Origin of the sequence: Klebsiella sp. H-Nf2, from assembly GCF_002806645.1 — a bacterium.
Taxonomy (GTDB): domain Bacteria; phylum Pseudomonadota; class Gammaproteobacteria; order Enterobacterales; family Enterobacteriaceae; genus Klebsiella; species Klebsiella variicola.
Genome location: NZ_PIBL01000006.1, coordinates 180,363 through 198,681, shown reverse-complemented (window position 1 = coordinate 198,681; position 18,319 = coordinate 180,363). Strand labels below are relative to the sequence as shown.

Here is an 18,319-nt window from a genome sequence, read left to right as displayed (position 1 = left end):
GCGATGCTGCAAATCTCGCATCTTTCCGCCGACTACGGCGGTAAACCGGCGCTGGCGGATATCAACCTGACGCTGGAGAGTGGGGAGCTGTTGGTGGTGCTGGGGCCCTCGGGCTGCGGTAAAACTACCCTGCTGAACCTGATTGCCGGATTCGTGCCCTATCAGCACGGCAGCATCACCCTCGAAGGTCAGCGGGTGACCGGGCCGGGCGCAGAGCGCGGCGTGGTCTTCCAGAATGAAGGCCTGCTGCCGTGGCGCAATGTGCAGGATAACGTGGCGCTGGGCCTCCAGCTGGCGGGCGTGGATAAAGCGCAGCGCCGGCAAGCGGCGGCGCAGATGCTGAAGAAGGTGGGCCTCGAAGGGGCGGAAAAGCGCTTTATCTGGCAGCTGTCCGGTGGTCAACGCCAGCGGGTGGGTATCGCCCGGGCGCTGGCGGCTAACCCGCAGCTGTTGCTGCTGGATGAGCCCTTCGGCGCGCTTGACGCCTTTACCCGCGAGCAGATGCAAACGCTGTTGTTGACGCTCTGGCATGAGACCGGCAAACAGGTGCTGCTGATCACTCATGACATTGAAGAAGCCATTTTCATGGCGACCGAGCTGGTGCTGCTGTCGCCGGGGCCGGGTCGGGTGGTGGAGCGGCTGCCGCTTGATTTCAGCCGTCGTTTTGTCGCAGGAGAACCCTGCCGCAGCATCAAATCCGACCCGCGCTTTATTGAACAGCGGGAATACATTCTGAGCCGGGTGTTTGACCAACGGGAGGCTTTCTCATGAGCGTGCTACTGAACGACAAACCGCGTCAGTCGACGCTGAAGTGGCGCTGGCCGCTCTCCCGTCAGCTCACCCTCAGCGTGGCGACCCTGGCGGTATTGCTGGTCGTCTGGTGGGCGGTCGCGGCGCTGCAGCTGATTAGCCCGCTGTTTCTGCCGCCGCCGGGCCAGGTGCTGCAGAAGCTTATCACTATCGCCGGGCCGCAGGGCTTTATGGATGCGACGCTCTGGCAGCATCTGGCGGCGAGCCTGACGCGGATCGTCATCGCCCTGCTGGCGGCAGTGCTTATTGGCGTACCGGTGGGGATCGCCATGGGGCTCAACCCGACGGTGCGCGGGATCCTCGATCCGCTGATCGAACTCTATCGTCCGGTGCCGCCGCTGGCCTACCTACCGCTGATGGTGATCTGGTTTGGCATCGGTGAAACCTCGAAGATCCTGCTGATCTACCTGGCGATTTTCGCCCCGGTAGCGATGTCGGCGCTGGCAGGGGTAAAAAGCGCACAGCAGGTGCGCATTCGCGCCGCCCGTTCGCTGGGCGCCAGCCGGGCGCAGGTGCTGTGGCTGGTGATCCTCCCCGGCGCGCTGCCGGAGATCCTCACCGGGTTGCGCATTGGTCTCGGGGTGGGTTGGTCAACGCTGGTGGCCGCTGAGCTGATCGCCGCCACTCGCGGGTTAGGGTTTATGGTGCAGTCTGCTGGCGAGTTTCTCGCGACCGATGTGGTGCTGGCGGGGATCGCGGTGATTGCCATTATCGCCTTTTTACTGGAACTGGGTCTGCGCGCGCTGCAGCGCCGCCTGACGCCCTGGCATGGAGAAGTACAATGAGTGAACGTCTGAGCATTACCCCGCTGGGGCCGTATATTGGCGCGCAGGTGACCGGGGCGGATTTAACCCGTCCGCTGAGCGACAACCAGTTTGAACAGCTGTATCACGCGGTACTGCGTCATCAGGTGGTGTTCCTGCGCGAGCAGAATATCACCCCGGCGCAACAGCGCGACCTGGCGCTGCGGTTTGGCGACCTGCATATCCATCCGGTCTACCCTCACGCCCTTGGCGTGGAAGAGATTATCGTCCTCGATACCCACAACGATAATCCCCCGGACAATGACAACTGGCATACCGATGTCACCTTTATCGATACGCCGCCCGCTGGCGCCATTCTGGCGGCGAAAGAGTTGCCGACGACCGGCGGGGACACCCTGTGGACCAGCGGCATCGCCGCCTGGGAAGCGCTGTCAGAACCTTTCCGGCAGCTGCTGAGCGGCCTGCATGCCGAACACGATTTCCGCAAATCGTTCCAGGAGTATAAGTACAACAAGACTGAAGCCGAGCATCGGCGCTGGCAGGAAGCGGTGGCGAAGCATCCGCCGCTGCTGCATCCGGTAGTGCGTACCCACCCGGTGACCGGCAAGCAGGCGCTGTTCGTTAATGAAGGGTTTACCACGCGAATTGTCGAGGTGAGCGAGAAAGAGAGCGCGGCGCTGCTGAACTTCCTGTTTGCCCATGTGACTAAACCGGAGTTTCAGGTGCGCTGGCGCTGGCAGCCGAACGATGTCGCTATCTGGGATAACCGGGTGACCCAGCATTACGCCAACGCCGACTATCTGCCACAGCGGCGGATCATGCACCGGGCGACGATCCTCGGCGATAAACCGTATTACCGGGCGGGGTAATGCTTGTAGCCGGTTAAGGCATCAGCCGTGAGCCGCGGAGAAAAGCGGATGCTGCATTGCCCGCTGCTTCCCGGAGGCGGCGCCTGACGCGCCTTTTCCGGGCTACCGAACCGCCGGAAACGGTGAACCGTAGCCCGGCGAAGGCGCAACGCGCCGCAAGCCGGGAAAAAGCGTTTATGCCGATTTTTGCGCACTCAGATGCGCGCCAATATAGCGCTGATAGCGATTGGCCTTCAGGTAGGTGAGATCCACCAGCACCAGACCATCCACGCAGTTATTGAAATCCGGGTCGCTGCCGAAATCGATAAACTGCACGCCGCCCGGCTCACACACTTCCGAGTACTGCTTATACAGCGGCGGGATCGCGCAGCCGAGATTGCCGAGCAGGGACTTCAGCCGGGCCAGGTCGTCGTTATAATCCTCCCCGCCAAACTGCGCCAGCACGTCGGGCAGCGACGCCGGATAAGGTCGACGCGACTCCGCCAGCGGATGCGTCGCCGGGAACCACAGCCGGTAGAACGCCACCAGCAGATCGCGGGCGGCGGGCGGCAACCCGCCAGAAATCGACACCGGACCAAACAGATAGCGATAGTGCGGATAGCGCGCCAGATAAGCGCCGATGCCGGACCACAGATAATCCAGCCCGCGACGCCCCCAGTAGCGCGGCTGGATAAAGCTGCGCCCCAGCTCAATGCCGTGCTGCAGGACATCGTCCATCCGCCCGTCGTAATGGAACAGGCTGTAACTGTAGATCCCTTCCAGGCCGCGCTTTGCCAGCTGGATGGCCGTCGGCATAAAGCGGTAAGCGCCGACGATTTCCAGATCGTCTTCATCCCACAGGATCAGATGCAGATAGTCATCGTCATACCCGTCGATATCCCGCCGTTTACCGCTGCCTTCCCCGACCGCGCGGAAGGCGATTTCCCGCAGGCGTCCCAGCTCGCGCAGCAGCGGCGCTTCCTCCTGGCCGTTGCGCTGCCAGAGGTAAATCATTTTGCCGTCGGCGGTACGGCCCAGGCATTCGGCCTTGTTCAGCTCACGTTTGAGCCGCGCCCGATCTTCCGGGCGGGCGATGGCGCTTGCGGTTTTGAACTGCCCCGGCAGTCCTTTGCGCAGCTGTTCAAGATGCTGATAGCAGCGGCTGGTAAGATCGCGAGCGCTGGACTGCGCATCGAACCAGTTCGACCAGGGGATCTGCTGGCCGATGCGCACCGGCAGGCTGCTGTTGCGCCGGCGAAACATCTGCTGCATCAGCAGGAGCAGCGGCAGGTTGTCTGATATCAGCGTGCTGGCATAAAACAGGGCGCTGTTGTGGGCGTTAATCCACGCCGGCAGCAGCGGGGCGCGATATTTTGCCGCCAGCTTAATAAAACCGGAGTGCCATTTTCTATCGCGGATACCGCGACGGGTGAGGCGGGAGACTTCTCCCGCCGGGAAGAAGATCAGCACCCCGCCGGCCTGCAGCTGCTGGTCCATCTGCTGCAGCGCCGCTTTAGCGGTGCGGCCATGAATGTTATCCACCGGGATAAACAGCGAGCTCAGGGGCTCAAGGTGGGTGAGCATGCGGTTGGTGACCACTTTGACGTCGCGGCGCACGCGGGATACCGCATACAGGAGCGCCAGGCCGTCGAGGGTGCCGGTGGGGTGGTTGGCGATAATGACCAGCGGGCCATATTCGGGGATTTGTTCGAGATCGTGCGCCGGGATGGCACAACGGATATTGAGGTATTCCAGTACCTGTTCGACCGTATCAAGCCCCTTCAGGTGGCGATGACGATCGGCAAATTGTTGAAACTCTTCCTCATGAAACAGCTTTTTTAACAGTTTCTTTTGCCAGGGGGCGGGCCTCGCCTGAGGCCACAGGTCATCGAGTACGTTGTCGAGACTAAACATAGTGGCTCCTCCTCCGTCCTGCCCAGACAGTAGAAGGTGGAGATGTCGTTCAGATTACAGTTGGGTGAAGTTTCGGTCGCAGCGGGGGAGGTTTCCCGGATAGCGGCTAACGCCTCATCCGGGCTACGGTTGGCGCCGATTTGTAGCCCCGGTAAGCGTCAGCGCCACCGGGGAGAGGCTATCGGCGTTCACCACAGATAAGATCAAAGCTATCGCCAGCCCAATTTGGGGGATATAGACCGCGCTGGACATCGCGATGAAAGGTTGAAAATGGCCAATCGATCACCCGGGTGACCCAGCCATGCTTAAGTGGATTGATATGGATGTAATCAACGTGTCGGCGGTAATCATCTTCATCGCGTATGGCATGCTCCCAGAAGCGCGGTTGCCAGAGGGGTCGTCGTTTTAACGTTCTGGTAAAACAGCCTTTGATATCTCTCCAGCGTGAAGAAAAATCGTCATCATGATGAGGTAGTGTCCAGATGCAATGGAGATGTTCAGGCAACACCACCCAGGCATCAATAGTAAAGGGTCGATGTTGTTTAACAACGGCGACAGAGTAGCGCAATAATTCTATGTTTTCAGTTAGGTGCATGCTTCTACGGTCTTTAAGATTAACGGTGAAGAACCAGGTTCCCCCCTTAATGTAATAACGTCGATAAGCAACCACAGGATCTCCTGGAATTCGGTATTTATGATGTGGTTTAACACGTTAGAAGGCGAAATCCGGTACGCCAAGGAGAAGGCGCAGAAGATGGAAAGCGGCGCGCAAAATTTTAGCTACAGATATTGGTTAGCGCCTGTCCCCGGATAGCGGCGCAAGCCCCTTATCCGGGCTACGGTGTGGTGGTCGCGATAAATACAGCGCACCGGGGATGAGGTTTGGTAGCCCCGGTAAGCGAAGCGCCACCGGGGAGGGGCGGGGTTAACGGAGGATTTTTTTCTCAGCCAGATCGAGGGCGAAATAGCTGAAGATCAGGTCGGCGCCTGCACGTTTGATAGCGCCGAGGCTTTCCAGAACCACTTTCTCTTCATCGATAGCGCCCGCCTGGGCGGCGAATTTGATCATCGCGTACTCCCCGCTGACCTGATAGGCGCCGAGCGGCAGATCGCTGCGTTCACGGATATCGCGCAGAATATCCAGATAGGCGCCAGCCGGTTTCACCATCAGGCAGTCGGCGCCCTGGGCTTCATCGAGCAGCGACTCGCGAATGGCTTCCCGGCGGTTCATCGGGCTCATCTGATAGGTTTTACGATCGCCTTTCAGCGCGGTACCGGCCGCTTCGCGGAACGGGCCGTAGAAGGAAGAAGCGAACTTGGTGGAGTAGGACATAATCGCCGTATTAGTGAAACCGGCGGCATCCAGCGAGCGGCGAATCGCCTGTACCTGACCGTCCATCGCGGCGGAAGGGGCGATGAAATCCGCCCCCGCGGCGGCGGCGACAACGGCCTGCTTGCCGAGGTTTTCCAGGGTCGCGTCGTTATCCACCCCGTGGTCGCACAGCACGCCACAGTGGCCGTGGGAGGTGTATTCGCAGAAGCAGGTATCGGACATGACGATCATCTCCGGCACCGTTGACTTGCAGATCCGCGACATACGCGCCACCAGACCATTTTCATTCCAGGTATCGCTGCCGGTGGCATCGGTGTGATGAGAAATGCCAAAGGTCATCACCGAGCGAATACCGGCGTTGGCGATGCGTTCGATTTCACGCGCCAGATATTTTTCCGGAATGCGCATCACGCCGGGCATGGCCTCGATCGCTTTGTAATCATCAATTTCTTCTTCAACAAAGATCGGCAACACCAGGTCGTTCAAACTCAGTGTTGTCTCTTCAAACAGGGCGCGCAGCGCAGCGGATTGACGCAGGCGGCGGGGGCGAGTGATTAAATCTGTCATGGTTTGCCTGATTTTGTGAAATGAAAGACGTTAGTGTAACTGAAATGGCATAGGGATGTTTCGCCAAAACGATCGTTATGTCGTGTCGGCGAAACCCCCGCGAGCTTACTGGCTGGCCGTCTGCATGTTGGGCTGCGCGCCGCTCAACTCGCTGACCAGGTCGTTGATGCCATCGCTCATATTGTTGAAGCGGGTTAACGGCGAGCGGGTCACCACCACAAAAGCGCCGACGTTAGCCTGCGGATTCATCGCCATATAGGTGATAAACCCACCGCCGCCGCCGGTTTTCTGAATAATCCCCGGATGGCCATTCTTCGGCTTCATATACACCCAGCCAAGTCCCAGCGCGTCGGCGCGGCCCGGCACGTCCATGCCAATCACCCGGGTCAGCTGGTTACGCTGATAAATCAGCGTCTGCATCCGGTCGGCCTGCTGGCTGCGGGTATAGAAATCGGATGACAGGAACTGCTGCATCCAGCGCATCATATCCCCCGGCGTCGAGTAGACTCCGCCGCTACCGATCGCCGCCAGGGTGTTGTTGCATGGGCTGGCGCCTTTCTCCGGGATCATCAGTCGCTGGCACTGATCCGGTGACGGGGTAAAGGTGGTGTCCTTCATCCCCAGCGGCCGGGTGATCTGTTCTTCGAACAGCTGCGGATAAGGTTTGCCGGCGGCGTTGGAGAGGGCGTCCGCCAGTAAATCGAAGGCCAGGTTGGAGTAGGCGGCCTGCGAGCCGGGTGCCGTCTTCAGGGTCGCGGTAGAGAGCCAGTTCCAGCGCTGCTGGCGGGTCGGCCAGACAAACACCGCACGATGAGCGGCGCCGCCAGGCTGCTCGCGGGGCAGGGCGCTGGTATGGGTCGCGAGGTTCGCCAGCGTGATCGGCGTCCCCTGCCAGTCAGGCACCCGGGTACCCGGCGGGGCGTATTTGCTTAGCGGATCGTTGAGTTTCACCACCCCCTGATCGAGCAGCTTCACCAGCATCTCGCTGGTCATCAGTTTGCTGAGGGAGGCGATACGGATCACCGAGTCGAGCTGCGGGTGCTGATTATTCCCCGGGCGGGTTTCGCCAAAGCTGCGAAAAACGCGCTGATTGCCATCGATAACCACCAGCGCCATACCGGTGGCGCCGCTGCCGTAGTAGATATGATTGGCGTAACGATCGACCACATCCGAGGCGAAAACCGGATCAACGGTGGGCTGTGCGGCCTGTACCGAGGTCCACGACGCCGCGCACAGCGCAGCAAAAATGAGCAAACTACGTTTCAACGGAGATCATCCATTAAATAAATAAAAGAGAAGAGGGTATTTATACTACGAAGTGGCGCAGAACAAAGTGGGATTCACGACATTCCTGCAGGAAAAAGGTAACGGTGCGTAAAAAAGACTTTTTTACGCTTTCAGATATCGGCTTTTTCCGCTGCCGCGTATGATGACCGTTTGGCTGAAAGTTCGTGGGAGAGAACAATGACGGCTCAACGGGTAGTGATGGTCGTGGATATGCAAAACGGCGTGTTCGCCACGCCGCGTCTGGCGCGCGAGCGCTGCGTCGCGCAAATTAATCGTCTGGTGCGCGCGGCGGACAAGGTTATTTTCATTCAGCATGATGAAGCCGGGGGCCTCGAAGCTGGCAGCGAAGGCTTCGCCCTGCTTCCCGAGCTGGAACAGCCAGCCGGCGCGCTGTATGTTACCAAAACCGCCTGCGACGCCTTCTATCACACCTCGCTGGCGCAGGTGCTGGACGAACACGACATTCAGCAGTTCGTCATCTGCGGCTGCGCCACCGACTACTGCCTCGACACCACCATTAAAAACGGCGCCAGCCGCGGGTACGGTATTGTGATCGCGGAAGATGCCCACACCACCGCCAACCGCCCCGCCGCGCAGGCCGCGACGCTTATCGCCCACTACAATGAGGTGTGGCGTACGCTGACCGTTCCTGGCAATCCTTTACAGGTGAAACCCACAGAAACAATTCTGCACGCCTGGCAGCAGAACTAAGCTGTTGATATCCGGTCTCATCATTCGTCTGCCCCGCGAGAGCGCATCCACGCGGCGGTCGACGTATGCGTCGTACACAGCAATAGCAGAACGATAAGAAGTTAGCAGGAGACAATAATGTTTAAATCTTTTTTCCCCAAACCGGGGCCGTTTTTTATTTCTGCCTTTATCTGGTCGCTGCTGGCCGTGATCTTTTGGCAGGCGGGCGGCGGCGACTGGCTGCTGCGGGTCACCGGGGCATCGCAAAATGTGGCGATCAGCGCGGCGCGCTTCTGGTCGCTCAACTATCTGGTGTTCTACGCTTACTATCTGTTTTGCGTCGGCGTATTTGCACTGTTCTGGTTTGTCTACTGCCCGCACCGCTGGCAGTACTGGTCGATTCTCGGCACGTCGCTCATCATTTTCGTCACCTGGTTTCTGGTGGAAGTCGGGGTGGCGATCAACGCCTGGTATGCGCCGTTCTACGACCTGATCCAGAGCGCGCTGGCCACCCCGCATAAGGTCAGTATCAACCAGTTTTATCAGGAGATCGGTATCTTTCTCGGCATCGCGATCATCGCGGTGATCATTGGCGTGATGAACAACTTCTTCGTCAGCCACTATGTCTTCCGCTGGCGTACGGCGATGAACGAACACTATATGGCCCACTGGCAGCATCTGCGCCATATAGAAGGCGCCGCGCAGCGTGTGCAGGAAGATACCATGCGCTTTGCTTCCACCCTGGAAGATATGGGGGTGAGCTTTATCAACGCGGTGATGACCCTGATCGCCTTCCTGCCGGTGCTGGTGACACTCTCCGAACACGTTCCCGACCTGCCCATCGTCGGTCATCTGCCGTATGGCCTGGTGATTGCCGCTATCGTCTGGTCGCTGATGGGAACCGGCCTGCTGGCGGTGGTGGGGATTAAGCTGCCGGGCCTGGAGTTTAAAAACCAGCGCGTGGAAGCCGCCTATCGTAAAGAGCTGGTCTACGGTGAGGACGATGAAACCCGCGCCACGCCGCCGACGGTGCGTGAGCTGTTCAGCGCGGTGCGTCGCAACTATTTCCGTCTCTATTTCCACTATATGTATTTCAACATCGCCCGCATTCTCTATCTGCAGGTGGATAACGTTTTCGGCCTTTTCCTGCTGTTTCCGTCGATCGTTGCCGGTACGATTACCCTCGGGCTGATGACGCAAATTACCAACGTTTTCGGCCAGGTGCGCGGCTCGTTCCAGTACCTGATCAGCTCGTGGACGACGCTGGTGGAACTGATGTCCATCTACAAACGTCTGCGCAGTTTTGAACGCGAGCTGGACGGCAAGCCGCTGCAGGAAGCGATCCCGACATTACGTTAATCAAGACAAGGAAGCATGATGGCCGCACGTTTATCGCGCATTATTCCCGGTTCATTGACGCTGCTGGCGGCCATGGTGCTGAGCGCCTGTACCAGCCAGCAGGCCCCGACGCTGAAAGAGGGCGAGAAGCCCGTTGACGTGGCGTCGGTGGTGCGGCAGAAAATGCCGGCCAGCGTCAAGGATCGGGAGGCCTGGGCGCAAGCCATCGCCACCGCGTTTGACAGCCAGAAGCTGGCGCCGACGGAAGAGAACGTCTGTTCGGTGCTGGCGGTCGCGCAGCAGGAGTCTAACTATCAGTCCGATCCGGTGGTGCCGGGGCTAAATAAAATCGCCTGGCAGGAAATTGACCGCCGGGCGGAAAAAATGCACATTCCGCCGTTTCTGGTCCATACCGCGCTGAAGATCACTTCGCCAAACGGCAAAAGCTACAGCGACCGTCTGGACAACGTGAAGACGGAAAAGCAGCTGAGCGCCATTTTTGATGACTTTATCGGGATGGTGCCGATGGGGCAGAAGCTGTTCGGTTCGCTTAACCCGGTGCATACCGGAGGCCCAATGCAGGTCAGCATTGCCTTTGCCGAGCAGCACACCTCCGGCTACCCGTGGAAAATGAGCGGTACGGTGCGCCAGGAGGTCTTCAGCCTGCGCGGTGGCCTGTGGTTTGGCACCTATCATCTGCTGAACTACCCGGCCAGTTACAGTGCGCCGCTGTACCGCTTTGCCGACTTCAACGCCGGCTGGTATGCCAGCCGTAACGCCGCCTTCCAGAACGCGGTGGTGAAAGCCAGCGGGGTAAAACTAGCGCTCGACGGCGACCTTATCCGATACGACAGCGATGAACCGGGCAGCACCGAACTGGCGGTGCGTCGCCTGGCGGGCCAGTTGGGAATGAGCGACAGCGAGATCCACCGCCAGCTGAAAAAGGGTGACAGCCTGGCGTTTGAGAAGACCGACCTTTATCAGCAGGTTTTCCGCCTCGCCGAGAAAAAGGCGGGCAAGACCCTGCCGCGGGAAATGTTGCCAGGGATCCAGCTGGAGAGTCCGAAAATTACCCGAAATCTGACGACGGCGTGGTTTGCAAAACGGGTTGATGAGCGGCGGGCAAACTGTATGGCGCGGCGTTAACGGCGTTGACGCCAGCGCACGATAAGCGCGAGCAGCCCGATGAACGAGCAGCCGATCGCGAAAGGGATCAGTCCAAAGAGAGTGCCAACGGCGAGGCTGATGTCGACTTGCGGACGGCTGGCGTCCTGCGTTTGCATCAAGCGTTCAAATACCCCCGGGGCGTGGATCAGCATGCTGAGCATCTGCGCGCCGGCCCAGCAGCAGACCAGGACGAACAGCCCGTAGGCGACATGGCTGCCGGTCAGCGCCCCTCTTTTTTTATTTCCCAAAAGCGATTTTGAAAAACTGAATTCAGCCATAGGCCCTCCCACCTCTGCGCTGCTGGTTTTTTCTCCAGCTCTATGGCAGGTATTCTGGCAGTGAGGGGCCGTTGTCAGTATCAGATTGCTGGTAATTGCCGTCCAGGAATAATCCTGTTTTCGCTGGTGTGTTAACCGCGCCACAGGATCCAAAAGGGAGAGCGGCGTCGCAATCCAGCAACATTCTCCCTGGCGCTACAGACCGCCGCGGGCGGCTATGCGAAGATGCGTTTTTTTGCTGTTGGAGGTCGCATGAAGCTCACTGATAAAATTCGCCGCGACTGGCACTACTACGCGGTGGCGCTGGGGCTAATTTTTATTCTCAATGGGGTGGTGGGGCTGCTGGGGTTTGAAACGCAGGGCTGGCAATCCTACGCCGTCGGTCTGGTCACCTGGGTCATTAGCTTCTGGGCCGCGGGCCTGGTGATCCGCCGCCGCCCGGCAGAAGAGGCCTGAGACCCCTGCTGCCAGGCGCGATAAACGCGTTTTAGTTCATGGAGGTTTTCAGCGCCCGGTCCGCGGCATGGCGCTCCAGCGCCAGCTCAATCAGCCGGGTGATCAGGCTGGTGTAGTCGAGGCCGCTGGCCTGCCACAGCTTCGGATACATGCTGATGTTGGTAAAGCCCGGCAGGGTGTTGATCTCGTTGATCACCACCTCGTTGTCGGCGGTGAGGAAGACGTCGACGCGGGCCATGCCGCTGCAGCCCAGGGTCTGGTAGGCCTGCACCGCAATAGCGCGGATTTTGTCGTTGATCTCAGGGGCGATGGCGGCCGGGACCACCACCTGCGCGCCCTGGTCATCGATATATTTGGTGTCGTAGGCGTAAAACTCGCTGTTGAGGACAATTTCACCGCAGGTGCTGGCCTGCGGGTGGTCGTTACCCAGCACGGCACACTCAATTTCCCGCCCTTTAATGCCTTGTTCCACCACCACTTTATGGTCAAATTCAAAGGCCAGGGCCACCGCCTGATGGTACTGCTCTTCATTTTTAACTTTGCTGACGCCAACCGATGAGCCCTGATTGGCCGGCTTCACGAACAGCGGCAGGCCCAGCTTCGCTTCGACATCGGCAAAGCTGAACTGCGCGCGGTTGGCGCGGGTCAGGGTGATAAACGGGGCGACGGCGAGCCCGGCATCGCGCAGCAGACGTTTGGTCACGTCTTTGTCCATACAGGCCGCGGAGCCCAGCACATCGGAACCAACGAAAGGCAGATTCGCCATGCGCAGCATCCCCTGCAGGGAGCCATCCTCGCCCAGCGTGCCGTGGACGATGGGGAAAATCACATCGATAGCCGCCAGCGGCTGGCCGCTGTCGGCGTTAATCAGCTGCTGTGCTTCGCGGCCTGGGATCTGCGCCAGAGTCACCGTGGAAGGGCGCAGGGCAATGCGGGCAGGATCCTGAGCATTGAGCAGGTAGTTGCCGGCGTCGTTGATGTGCCATAGCCCCTGTTTATCAATGCCCAACAGAACCACATCGAAGCGCGATTTATCAATCGCTTCCACGATATTCTTCGCTGACTGCAGCGACACTTCATGCTCCGCCGACTTGCCGCCAAAAACGATCCCAACCCTCATCTTTGCCATTTCAACTTCCATCCAGATAACATCAAAGGGCATAACATACCATGTGAAACCGCTGCCTGCCTGCCATAATATTTACCTGATCAATTGACGGGAGTGGGCGTGAGAGGAAAGACGCTGCTGGTGCTGGCCGGGCTGCTCGGCGCGGGCCTGTTGGGATACCGCTATCTGCCGCCGCACCTGAATCCTCTGGTACCGCTGGCGCTGGACGATCCCCCGGGCTGGCTGACGTCATTCAAGCTGCGCAGGCTGACGGCAGATCAGTGCGCCTCCCTGCTGGCGGAAGCCAATCGCCGGCGGCTTATCGCCAGCCGGCCGGTGGCCGACAGCGAGGGAAGCTGCCCGCTGCATAACGTGGTGCGAGTGGCGAATTTTGGCAGCGTGACGCTGAGCAGCAGCTTCCTCGCCAGCTGCCCGCTGGCGCTGAGCGCTGCGCTGTATGTCGAGCAGCAGGCGAAGCCGCTGACCCGCCAGCTGATGGCGAGCGACCTGCGCCAGATCGATCATCTCGGCAGCTTCGCCTGCCGCAATATCTACCATCGGCAACAGGCGCGGCGCAGTGAACACGCCACGGCGGACGCGCTGGACGTCAGCGGTTTCCGTCTGGCGGATGGCCGACGCGTCAGCGTCCTGCAGGGCTGGCGGAACGAGACCTCGCATCCCTGGCTGGCGGCGCTGTTGAGTAACAGCTGCCATTACTTCGGCAACGCACTGGGGCCAGAGTACAATGCGGCTCACGCCAATCATTTTCATCTGGGGATGCGCGGACAGGGCTTCTGCTTTTGAGCATAAAGCGCTGTGAGCAGCCTAAATGACCAGAAAATGCTTCGTCAGGTTCTCATCCGCACTCATAAAACACCAAACTCACCGCCAGCGCATCTATGGTAGTACACCAGTGGAATGAAATTGATAAGCTAGGTAATAATTGGCAAATCATTAATGAATACGCGTAGTTATGGAATCCTGGAAGGTTAATCTCATCTCCGTCTGGTTTGGCTGCTTTTTTACCGGCCTGGCGATCAGTCAAATTCTCCCTTTTTTGCCCCTCTACGTCTCCCAGCTGGGCGTCACCTCGCATGAAGCGCTGTCGATGTGGTCGGGGCTGACCTTCAGCGTGACTTTTCTTGTCTCGGCGATCGTTTCGCCGATGTGGGGGAGCCTGGCAGACCGCAAAGGCCGCAAGCTGATGCTGCTGCGCGCCTCGCTGGGGATGGCGATTGCTATTTTACTACAGGCCTTCGCCACTAACGTCTGGCAGCTGTTTATCCTGCGGGCGATCATGGGCTTAACCTCCGGTTATATCCCCAACGCCATGGCGCTGGTGGCCTCTCAGGTGCCGCGCGAGCGTAGCGGCTGGGCGCTGAGCACGCTATCAACGGCGCAAATCAGCGGCGTGATCGGCGGCCCACTGCTCGGCGGCTTCCTGGCTGATCATGTCGGTTTGCGCGCCGTATTTATCATCACCGCGATTTTGCTGACCGTAAGCTTCCTGGTGACGCTGTTTCTGATTAAAGAGGGCGCCCGCCCGCAGGTCAGCAAAAGCGAGCGCCTCACCGGGAAACAAGTCTTTGCCTCCTTGCCCTACCCGGGGCTGGTGATCAGCCTCTTTTTCACCACCCTGGTGATCCAGTTGTGCAACGGCTCAATTGGCCCAATTCTGGCGCTGTTTATCAAGTCGATGGTGCCGGACAGCAATAATATCGCCTTTCTGGCCGGGATGATCGCCGCGGTGCCCGGCGTGTCGGCGCTGATTTCTGCACCACGGCTGGGTAAGTTAGGCGATCGCATCGGTACCTCGCGGATCCTGCTCGCGACGCTCTGCTGCGCAGTGGTGATGTTCTTCGCCATGTCCTTTGTCACCACCCCGCTGCAGCTGGGGACGCTGCGTTTCCTGCTTGGCTTTGCCGATGGCGCGATGCTCCCGGCGGTGCAGACCTTATTGCTGAAATACAGTAGCGACAGCGTCACCGGGCGCATCTTTGGCTATAACCAGTCGTTTATGTATCTGGGCAATGTCGCCGGGCCGCTGATTGGCGCCTCTGTATCCGCCATGGCCGGCTTCCGCTGGGTGTTTATCGCTACGGCGATTATTGTGCTGATCAATATCTGGCAGCTGGCTATCATGCTGCGTCGTAGCCGCCGTACCGCCGCCTGACCCCTTTCTTTCTCTTCGACCGGCATTGACGTCACTACGTCAATGCCGGTTTTTGATCTTCCTCATCTGTAAATGCATCACCGATCACAAAACGATCATTTTCACCTCTTACCCCCTTCTATTTGTAACTGTTACGCGTATACAGTTACGCGTAACAGTTATGGAAAAAAGAGGTTTTATGAGAAATTTATTCGATTTATCAGGGAAACGTGCGCTCATCACCGGTTCTGCTCAGGGGATTGGCAATCTGCTGGCCGGTGGCCTTGCAGAGTATGGCGCAGAGATAATCATTAACGACCGTACTCAGGAGCGGGCAGACCAGGCGGCGCAGGCGTTGGTGGCTCAGGGCCACCGCGCAGTAGGTTATGCGTTTGACGTGACTCAGGCGGCGGAGGTTGAGCAGGCGATTGCCCGTATCGAAGAGGAATTCGGTGCAATTGATATTTTAATTAATAACGCCGGGATCCAGCGCCGTTACCCTTTCACTGAATTCCCTGAAGAGGAGTGGGATCGGGTTATTGAAGTTAACCAGAAAGGCGTTTTCCTGGTCTCGCAGCAGGTGGCGAAATATATGATGACACGCCGTGCGGGAAAAATAATTAATATTTGTTCAATGCAAAGTGAATTAGGTCGCAAAACCATTACTCCGTACGCCGCATCGAAAGGGGCAGTTAAAATGCTGACTCGCGGAATGTGCGTGGAGCTGGCGGAATATAATATTCAGGTCAACGGGATTGCGCCGGGCTATTTTGCCACCGAGATGACGACCGCGCTGGTGAACGACGAGGCGTTTTCCGCTTGGCTATATCAGCGCACCCCGGCAGCACGCTGGGGAAAACCGGAAGAGTTGATTGGCGCGGCGGTGTATCTGGCTTCACCTGCTGCAAACTTCGTTAACGGTCATTTGTTGTTTGTGGATGGTGGGATGCTTGCTGCCGTTTAAATAACTTTGCGTCTTTCGGGAAACTGGCACGCTCGCGATACCTGAAAGACGATATATTAAACCCGTGTGATGATATTCATTATCTGAGGATTGCTTATGCAAATGCTCGCGAAATTACCAGTGCGTCGCTGGTGGTATTTAATGCCGATTATTTTTATTACCTATAGTCTGGCGTACCTTGATCGCGCGAATTATGGCTTTGCCGCTGCGGCGGGAATTGAAAGTGATTTAGGCATTACTAAAGGCACCGCGTCGCTGATTGGCGCACTCTTTTTTCTCGGCTATTTCTTTTTCCAGGTGCCCGGTGCGATATATGCGGTAAAACGCAGCGTGCGCAAAATGATTTTCTTCAGCCTTATTTTATGGGGCTTCTGCGCGGCGGCGACCGGGTTTGTTAGTAATATTCCGATGCTGATGGTGATTCGCTTTACTCTTGGCGTGGTTGAGGCGGCGGTGATGCCCGCGATGCTGATTTACATCAGCAACTGGTTTACCAAAACCGAGCGTTCGCGCGCCAATACTTTCTTGATCCTCGGAAACCCGGTGACCGTGCTGTGGATGTCTATCGTATCCGGCTACCTGATTCAGTCCTGGGGCTGGCGTGAGATGTTCATCATCGAAGGTATTCCGGCGGTGTTGTGGGCAGTATGCTGGTGGATCCTGGTCCGCGATAAACCTTCCGAGGTTTCCTGGCTGAATGAGCAGGAAAAAGAGACCCTGCAGAAGGCGATGGATAGCGAACAAAGCAATATCAAGCCGGTACGTAACTATGGCGAAGCGCTGCGCTCGCGCAACGTGATTATGCTGTGCGCCGTGCATGCGTTGTGGAGTATTGGCGTATACGGTTTCATGATGTGGATGCCGTCGATTCTGAAAAACGCCGCGCAGATGGATATTGTGGCGGTAGGTTGGTTGGCGGCGGTGCCATATCTGGCGGCGATCTGTCTGATGCTGACGGTCTCCTGGCTGTCAGATAAGTTCCAGAATCGTAAGCTGTTTATTTGGCCGTTGTTGCTGATTGCCGCTATCGCCTTCTTTGGTTCCTGGATGGTGGGTGACCAGGCGTTCTGGTTCTCCTATGCGCTGCTGGTGATCGCTGCTGCCTGTATGTATGCGCCTTACGGTCCTTTCTTCGCGCTGATCCCGGAACTGCTGCCGCGTAACGTCTCCGGCGTGTCGATGGGCTTGATTAACAGCTTCGGCGCGCTCGGTGCTTTCCTCGGCGCGTGGCTGGTAGGTTATTTGAATGGGATTATGGGCGGGCCTGGCGTTTCTTATACATTTATGGCGATCGCGCTGTTGGCTTCGGTGGTGCTGATGTACAACGTGCGTGCCAATAACGAACCTTCCTCGTCATCGGTCACGGCAAAAAAGGTCGCGGGTTAACATAAACCGTAGCTGCTGTGGTAAGGTTCTCTGCGAGTACATAAGTCGTTTGTCGCAGAGAACCCGATGAAAAACAACCGGATGACATTACAGGATATCGCCAACCTGGCAGGGCTGAATAAGATGACGGTGAGCCGTTATTTACGCGACCCTGGCCAGGTTTCTCAGCGCAGCCGTGAGCTGATTTCAAAGGTCATGGAAGAGAATAACTATATCCCTAATCGGGCGCCGGAAATTCTGCTCAACGCGCGCAGCAAAACGATAGGCGTGCTGATCCCCTCTTTTCGCAATCAGATTTTCGCCGATGTGTTGGCCGGTATTGAATCGGTAACCTCCGCGCACCAGTACCAGACCCTGATCGCCAACTACGAATATGACCCGCAGCGCGAAGAGCGCGAAGTGCTCAATTTGCTCTCCTATAATATTGATGGCCTGATCCTGACCGGCAAGCAGCATAGCGATCGCATGATTCAATATGTACGCGCCAGCGGTATTCCGGTTGCGGAACTGATGGACTTCGGCGGCCAGCAGCTTGATATTCAGGTGGGGTTCGATAACGAAAAGGCGGCGTGGGATATGACTAACGCCTTTCTCGAAAGCGGCAAACGGTCAATTGCCTTTTTTGGTTCAATGGACGACCCTCGCGATCTTAGTCGTTTTCGCGGCACCGAGCTGGCGCTGGAGGTTCATGGCCTGAAGGCGTATCACATGGCCCCGCGCACCATCTCCTCGGTCGCCCTTGGCCGGCAGATGTTCCTGCAAACGCAGCAGTCGCGCCCGGATATCGACGCCATTTTTTGTACCAATGACGATCTGGCGGTGGGGGTATTGCTGGAATGTCAGTCACAGGGCAAAGCGGTACCAAAAGAGATAGCCATAGCCGGTTTTCATGGGCTGGAAATTGGCCGCGCACGCTTGCAGAAAATAGCCAGCGTCATTACCCCACGTTATGACATCGGTAAAACAGCAAGTGAAATACTGATTGCCCGATTGGCAGGTAAAGACGCGCCGGACAGCGTTAATCTGGCCTACCAGATATATTATGGTGATACGTTATAGTTATCGATGGAATAGCAATATTCCATTTTATTCTTATCTATTAAATTTGGTTATGAGGCTTATTAATCAGCTGTTGAGTAAATTCCATCGTAGAAATACTCAAGGAGCAAAACGTTTCGCTTAATATGGGATGGAAAGAGATATTATTTTTAAAATAATACTGGTGTCCGATGGCTGATGTATGACATAAATAGCAGC

The 18,319-nt window shown here is 57.7% G+C and carries 18 protein-coding genes; 12 read left to right on the top strand and 6 right to left on the bottom strand.

Features of this window, described 5'->3' with window-relative positions:
* The first annotated feature begins 3 nt into the window (after window positions 1-3).
* The 3 genes from tauB to tauD are packed head-to-tail and all read left to right on the top strand — an operon-like array spanning window position 4 to window position 2,443.
* A complete protein-coding gene (tauB, locus tag CWM58_RS16550) occupies window positions 4-771 on the top strand; it encodes a taurine ABC transporter ATP-binding subunit (protein WP_023288561.1) in 768 nt (255 codons plus the stop codon).
* Window positions 768-1,595 carry a taurine ABC transporter permease TauC gene (gene tauC, locus CWM58_RS16545; RefSeq protein ID WP_100681355.1) on the top strand — a complete coding sequence of 276 codons (828 nt, stop codon included), beginning with the start codon at window positions 768-770 and terminating at the stop codon, window positions 1,593-1,595. Before tauB ends, tauC begins: the two co-directional genes overlap by 4 nt.
* Complete coding sequence (gene tauD / locus CWM58_RS16540) at window positions 1,592-2,443, top strand: taurine dioxygenase (protein ID WP_100681354.1); 852 nt, start codon at window positions 1,592-1,594, stop codon at window positions 2,441-2,443. The genes tauC and tauD overlap by 4 nt, the downstream gene beginning before the upstream one ends.
* A 174-nt stretch (window positions 2,444-2,617) precedes the next feature.
* On the opposite strand, the gene CWM58_RS16535 is transcribed toward tauD, so the two are convergent.
* From CWM58_RS16535 to ampH, 4 genes are all read right to left on the bottom strand, one after another.
* Entirely contained in the window at window positions 2,618-4,336 is a 1,719-nt protein-coding gene (locus CWM58_RS16535; RefSeq protein ID WP_100681353.1) for a lysophospholipid acyltransferase family protein, read from the bottom strand.
* 178 nt (window positions 4,337-4,514) lie between these two features.
* The gene (locus CWM58_RS16530; RefSeq protein ID WP_100681352.1) at window positions 4,515-5,006 is read right to left on the bottom strand and encodes an REP-associated tyrosine transposase; all 492 of its coding nucleotides are present in this window, start codon (window positions 5,004-5,006) and stop codon (window positions 4,515-4,517) included.
* A 255-nt stretch (window positions 5,007-5,261) separates the two neighbouring features.
* Entirely contained in the window at window positions 5,262-6,236 is a 975-nt protein-coding gene (gene hemB / locus CWM58_RS16525) for a porphobilinogen synthase (protein ID WP_002890201.1), read from the bottom strand.
* Window positions 6,237-6,341: 105 nt separating this feature from the next.
* The gene (ampH, locus tag CWM58_RS16520; RefSeq protein WP_061155613.1) at window positions 6,342-7,502 is read right to left on the bottom strand and encodes a D-alanyl-D-alanine-carboxypeptidase/endopeptidase AmpH; all 1,161 of its coding nucleotides are present in this window, start codon (window positions 7,500-7,502) and stop codon (window positions 6,342-6,344) included.
* Window positions 7,503-7,721: 219 nt separating this feature from the next.
* Here ampH and CWM58_RS16515 point away from each other — a divergent pair, with 219 nt between their 5' ends.
* From CWM58_RS16515 to CWM58_RS16505, 3 genes are all read left to right on the top strand, one after another.
* Entirely contained in the window at window positions 7,722-8,234 is a 513-nt protein-coding gene (locus CWM58_RS16515) for an isochorismatase family protein (protein WP_074194103.1), read from the top strand.
* A gap of 117 nt (window positions 8,235-8,351) precedes the next feature.
* Window positions 8,352-9,572 carry a peptide antibiotic transporter SbmA gene (gene sbmA / locus CWM58_RS16510; protein ID WP_100681351.1) on the top strand — a complete coding sequence of 407 codons (1,221 nt, stop codon included), beginning with the start codon at window positions 8,352-8,354 and terminating at the stop codon, window positions 9,570-9,572.
* Window positions 9,573-9,590: 18 nt separating this feature from the next.
* Entirely contained in the window at window positions 9,591-10,697 is a 1,107-nt protein-coding gene (locus CWM58_RS16505; protein WP_100676214.1) for a DUF1615 domain-containing protein, read from the top strand.
* Here the strand turns inward: CWM58_RS16505 and CWM58_RS16500 are convergent.
* Window positions 10,694-10,996 (bottom strand): YaiY family protein, encoded by a 303-nt coding sequence (locus CWM58_RS16500; RefSeq protein ID WP_061155609.1) that lies wholly within the window; start codon window positions 10,994-10,996, stop codon window positions 10,694-10,696. The two genes, CWM58_RS16505 and CWM58_RS16500, sit on opposite strands and share 4 nt — an antisense overlap.
* Window positions 10,997-11,248: 252 nt before the next feature.
* Here CWM58_RS16500 and CWM58_RS16495 point away from each other — a divergent pair, with 252 nt between their 5' ends.
* Window positions 11,249-11,452, top strand: a complete 204-nt coding sequence (locus CWM58_RS16495; protein WP_012968852.1) for a DUF2754 family protein — start codon at window positions 11,249-11,251, stop codon at window positions 11,450-11,452.
* A gap of 31 nt (window positions 11,453-11,483) precedes the next feature.
* On the opposite strand, the gene ddlA is transcribed toward CWM58_RS16495, so the two are convergent.
* On the bottom strand, window positions 11,484-12,581 hold the full coding sequence (gene ddlA, locus CWM58_RS16490; RefSeq protein ID WP_012542722.1) for a D-alanine--D-alanine ligase: 1,098 nt from the start codon (window positions 12,579-12,581) through the stop codon (window positions 11,484-11,486).
* Window positions 12,582-12,680: 99 nt separating this feature from the next.
* Here ddlA and CWM58_RS16485 point away from each other — a divergent pair, with 99 nt between their 5' ends.
* The 5 genes from CWM58_RS16485 (at window position 12,681) to idnR (ending at window position 18,121) form a co-directional block, all read left to right on the top strand.
* On the top strand, window positions 12,681-13,364 hold the full coding sequence (locus CWM58_RS16485; protein ID WP_100681350.1) for an extensin family protein: 684 nt from the start codon (window positions 12,681-12,683) through the stop codon (window positions 13,362-13,364).
* A 169-nt stretch (window positions 13,365-13,533) separates the two neighbouring features.
* Window positions 13,534-14,733 carry a multidrug efflux MFS transporter gene (locus tag CWM58_RS16480; protein ID WP_061155607.1) on the top strand — a complete coding sequence of 400 codons (1,200 nt, stop codon included), beginning with the start codon at window positions 13,534-13,536 and terminating at the stop codon, window positions 14,731-14,733.
* A 178-nt stretch (window positions 14,734-14,911) separates the two neighbouring features.
* Window positions 14,912-15,676, top strand: a complete 765-nt coding sequence (gene idnO, locus CWM58_RS16475) for a gluconate 5-dehydrogenase (protein WP_061155606.1) — start codon at window positions 14,912-14,914, stop codon at window positions 15,674-15,676.
* 96 nt (window positions 15,677-15,772) lie between these two features.
* A complete protein-coding gene (locus tag CWM58_RS16470; protein ID WP_061155605.1) occupies window positions 15,773-17,062 on the top strand; it encodes an MFS transporter in 1,290 nt (429 codons plus the stop codon).
* Window positions 17,063-17,128: 66 nt separating this feature from the next.
* Window positions 17,129-18,121: a DNA-binding transcriptional regulator IdnR gene (gene idnR / locus CWM58_RS16465; RefSeq protein WP_061155604.1), complete on the top strand. Its 993-nt coding sequence runs from the start codon at window positions 17,129-17,131 to the stop codon at window positions 18,119-18,121.
* The last annotated feature ends 198 nt before the right edge of the window (window positions 18,122-18,319 follow it).

What these genes read in the sequence shown, in the direction of transcription:
- hemB (WP_002890201.1), bottom strand. Translation starts at nt 6,236, where the DNA reads ATGACAGATTTAATCACTCGCCCCCGCCGCCTGCGTCAATCCGCTGCG.
- CWM58_RS16535 (WP_100681353.1), bottom strand. Translation starts at nt 4,336, where the DNA reads ATGTTTAGTCTCGACAACGTACTCGATGACCTGTGGCCTCAGGCGAGG.
- tauC (WP_100681355.1), top strand. Translation starts at nt 768, where the DNA reads ATGAGCGTGCTACTGAACGACAAACCGCGTCAGTCGACGCTGAAGTGG.
- CWM58_RS16500 (WP_061155609.1), bottom strand. Translation starts at nt 10,996, where the DNA reads ATGGCTGAATTCAGTTTTTCAAAATCGCTTTTGGGAAATAAAAAAAGA.
- CWM58_RS16480 (WP_061155607.1), top strand. Translation starts at nt 13,534, where the DNA reads ATGGAATCCTGGAAGGTTAATCTCATCTCCGTCTGGTTTGGCTGCTTT.
- CWM58_RS16495 (WP_012968852.1), top strand. Translation starts at nt 11,249, where the DNA reads ATGAAGCTCACTGATAAAATTCGCCGCGACTGGCACTACTACGCGGTG.
- ddlA (WP_012542722.1), bottom strand. Translation starts at nt 12,581, where the DNA reads ATGGCAAAGATGAGGGTTGGGATCGTTTTTGGCGGCAAGTCGGCGGAG.
- tauB (WP_023288561.1), top strand. Translation starts at nt 4, where the DNA reads ATGCTGCAAATCTCGCATCTTTCCGCCGACTACGGCGGTAAACCGGCG.
- CWM58_RS16515 (WP_074194103.1), top strand. Translation starts at nt 7,722, where the DNA reads ATGGTCGTGGATATGCAAAACGGCGTGTTCGCCACGCCGCGTCTGGCG.
- CWM58_RS16470 (WP_061155605.1), top strand. Translation starts at nt 15,773, where the DNA reads ATGCAAATGCTCGCGAAATTACCAGTGCGTCGCTGGTGGTATTTAATG.
- idnR (WP_061155604.1), top strand. Translation starts at nt 17,129, where the DNA reads ATGAAAAACAACCGGATGACATTACAGGATATCGCCAACCTGGCAGGG.
- idnO (WP_061155606.1), top strand. Translation starts at nt 14,912, where the DNA reads ATGAGAAATTTATTCGATTTATCAGGGAAACGTGCGCTCATCACCGGT.
- sbmA (WP_100681351.1), top strand. Translation starts at nt 8,352, where the DNA reads ATGTTTAAATCTTTTTTCCCCAAACCGGGGCCGTTTTTTATTTCTGCC.
- CWM58_RS16505 (WP_100676214.1), top strand. Translation starts at nt 9,591, where the DNA reads ATGGCCGCACGTTTATCGCGCATTATTCCCGGTTCATTGACGCTGCTG.
- tauD (WP_100681354.1), top strand. Translation starts at nt 1,592, where the DNA reads ATGAGTGAACGTCTGAGCATTACCCCGCTGGGGCCGTATATTGGCGCG.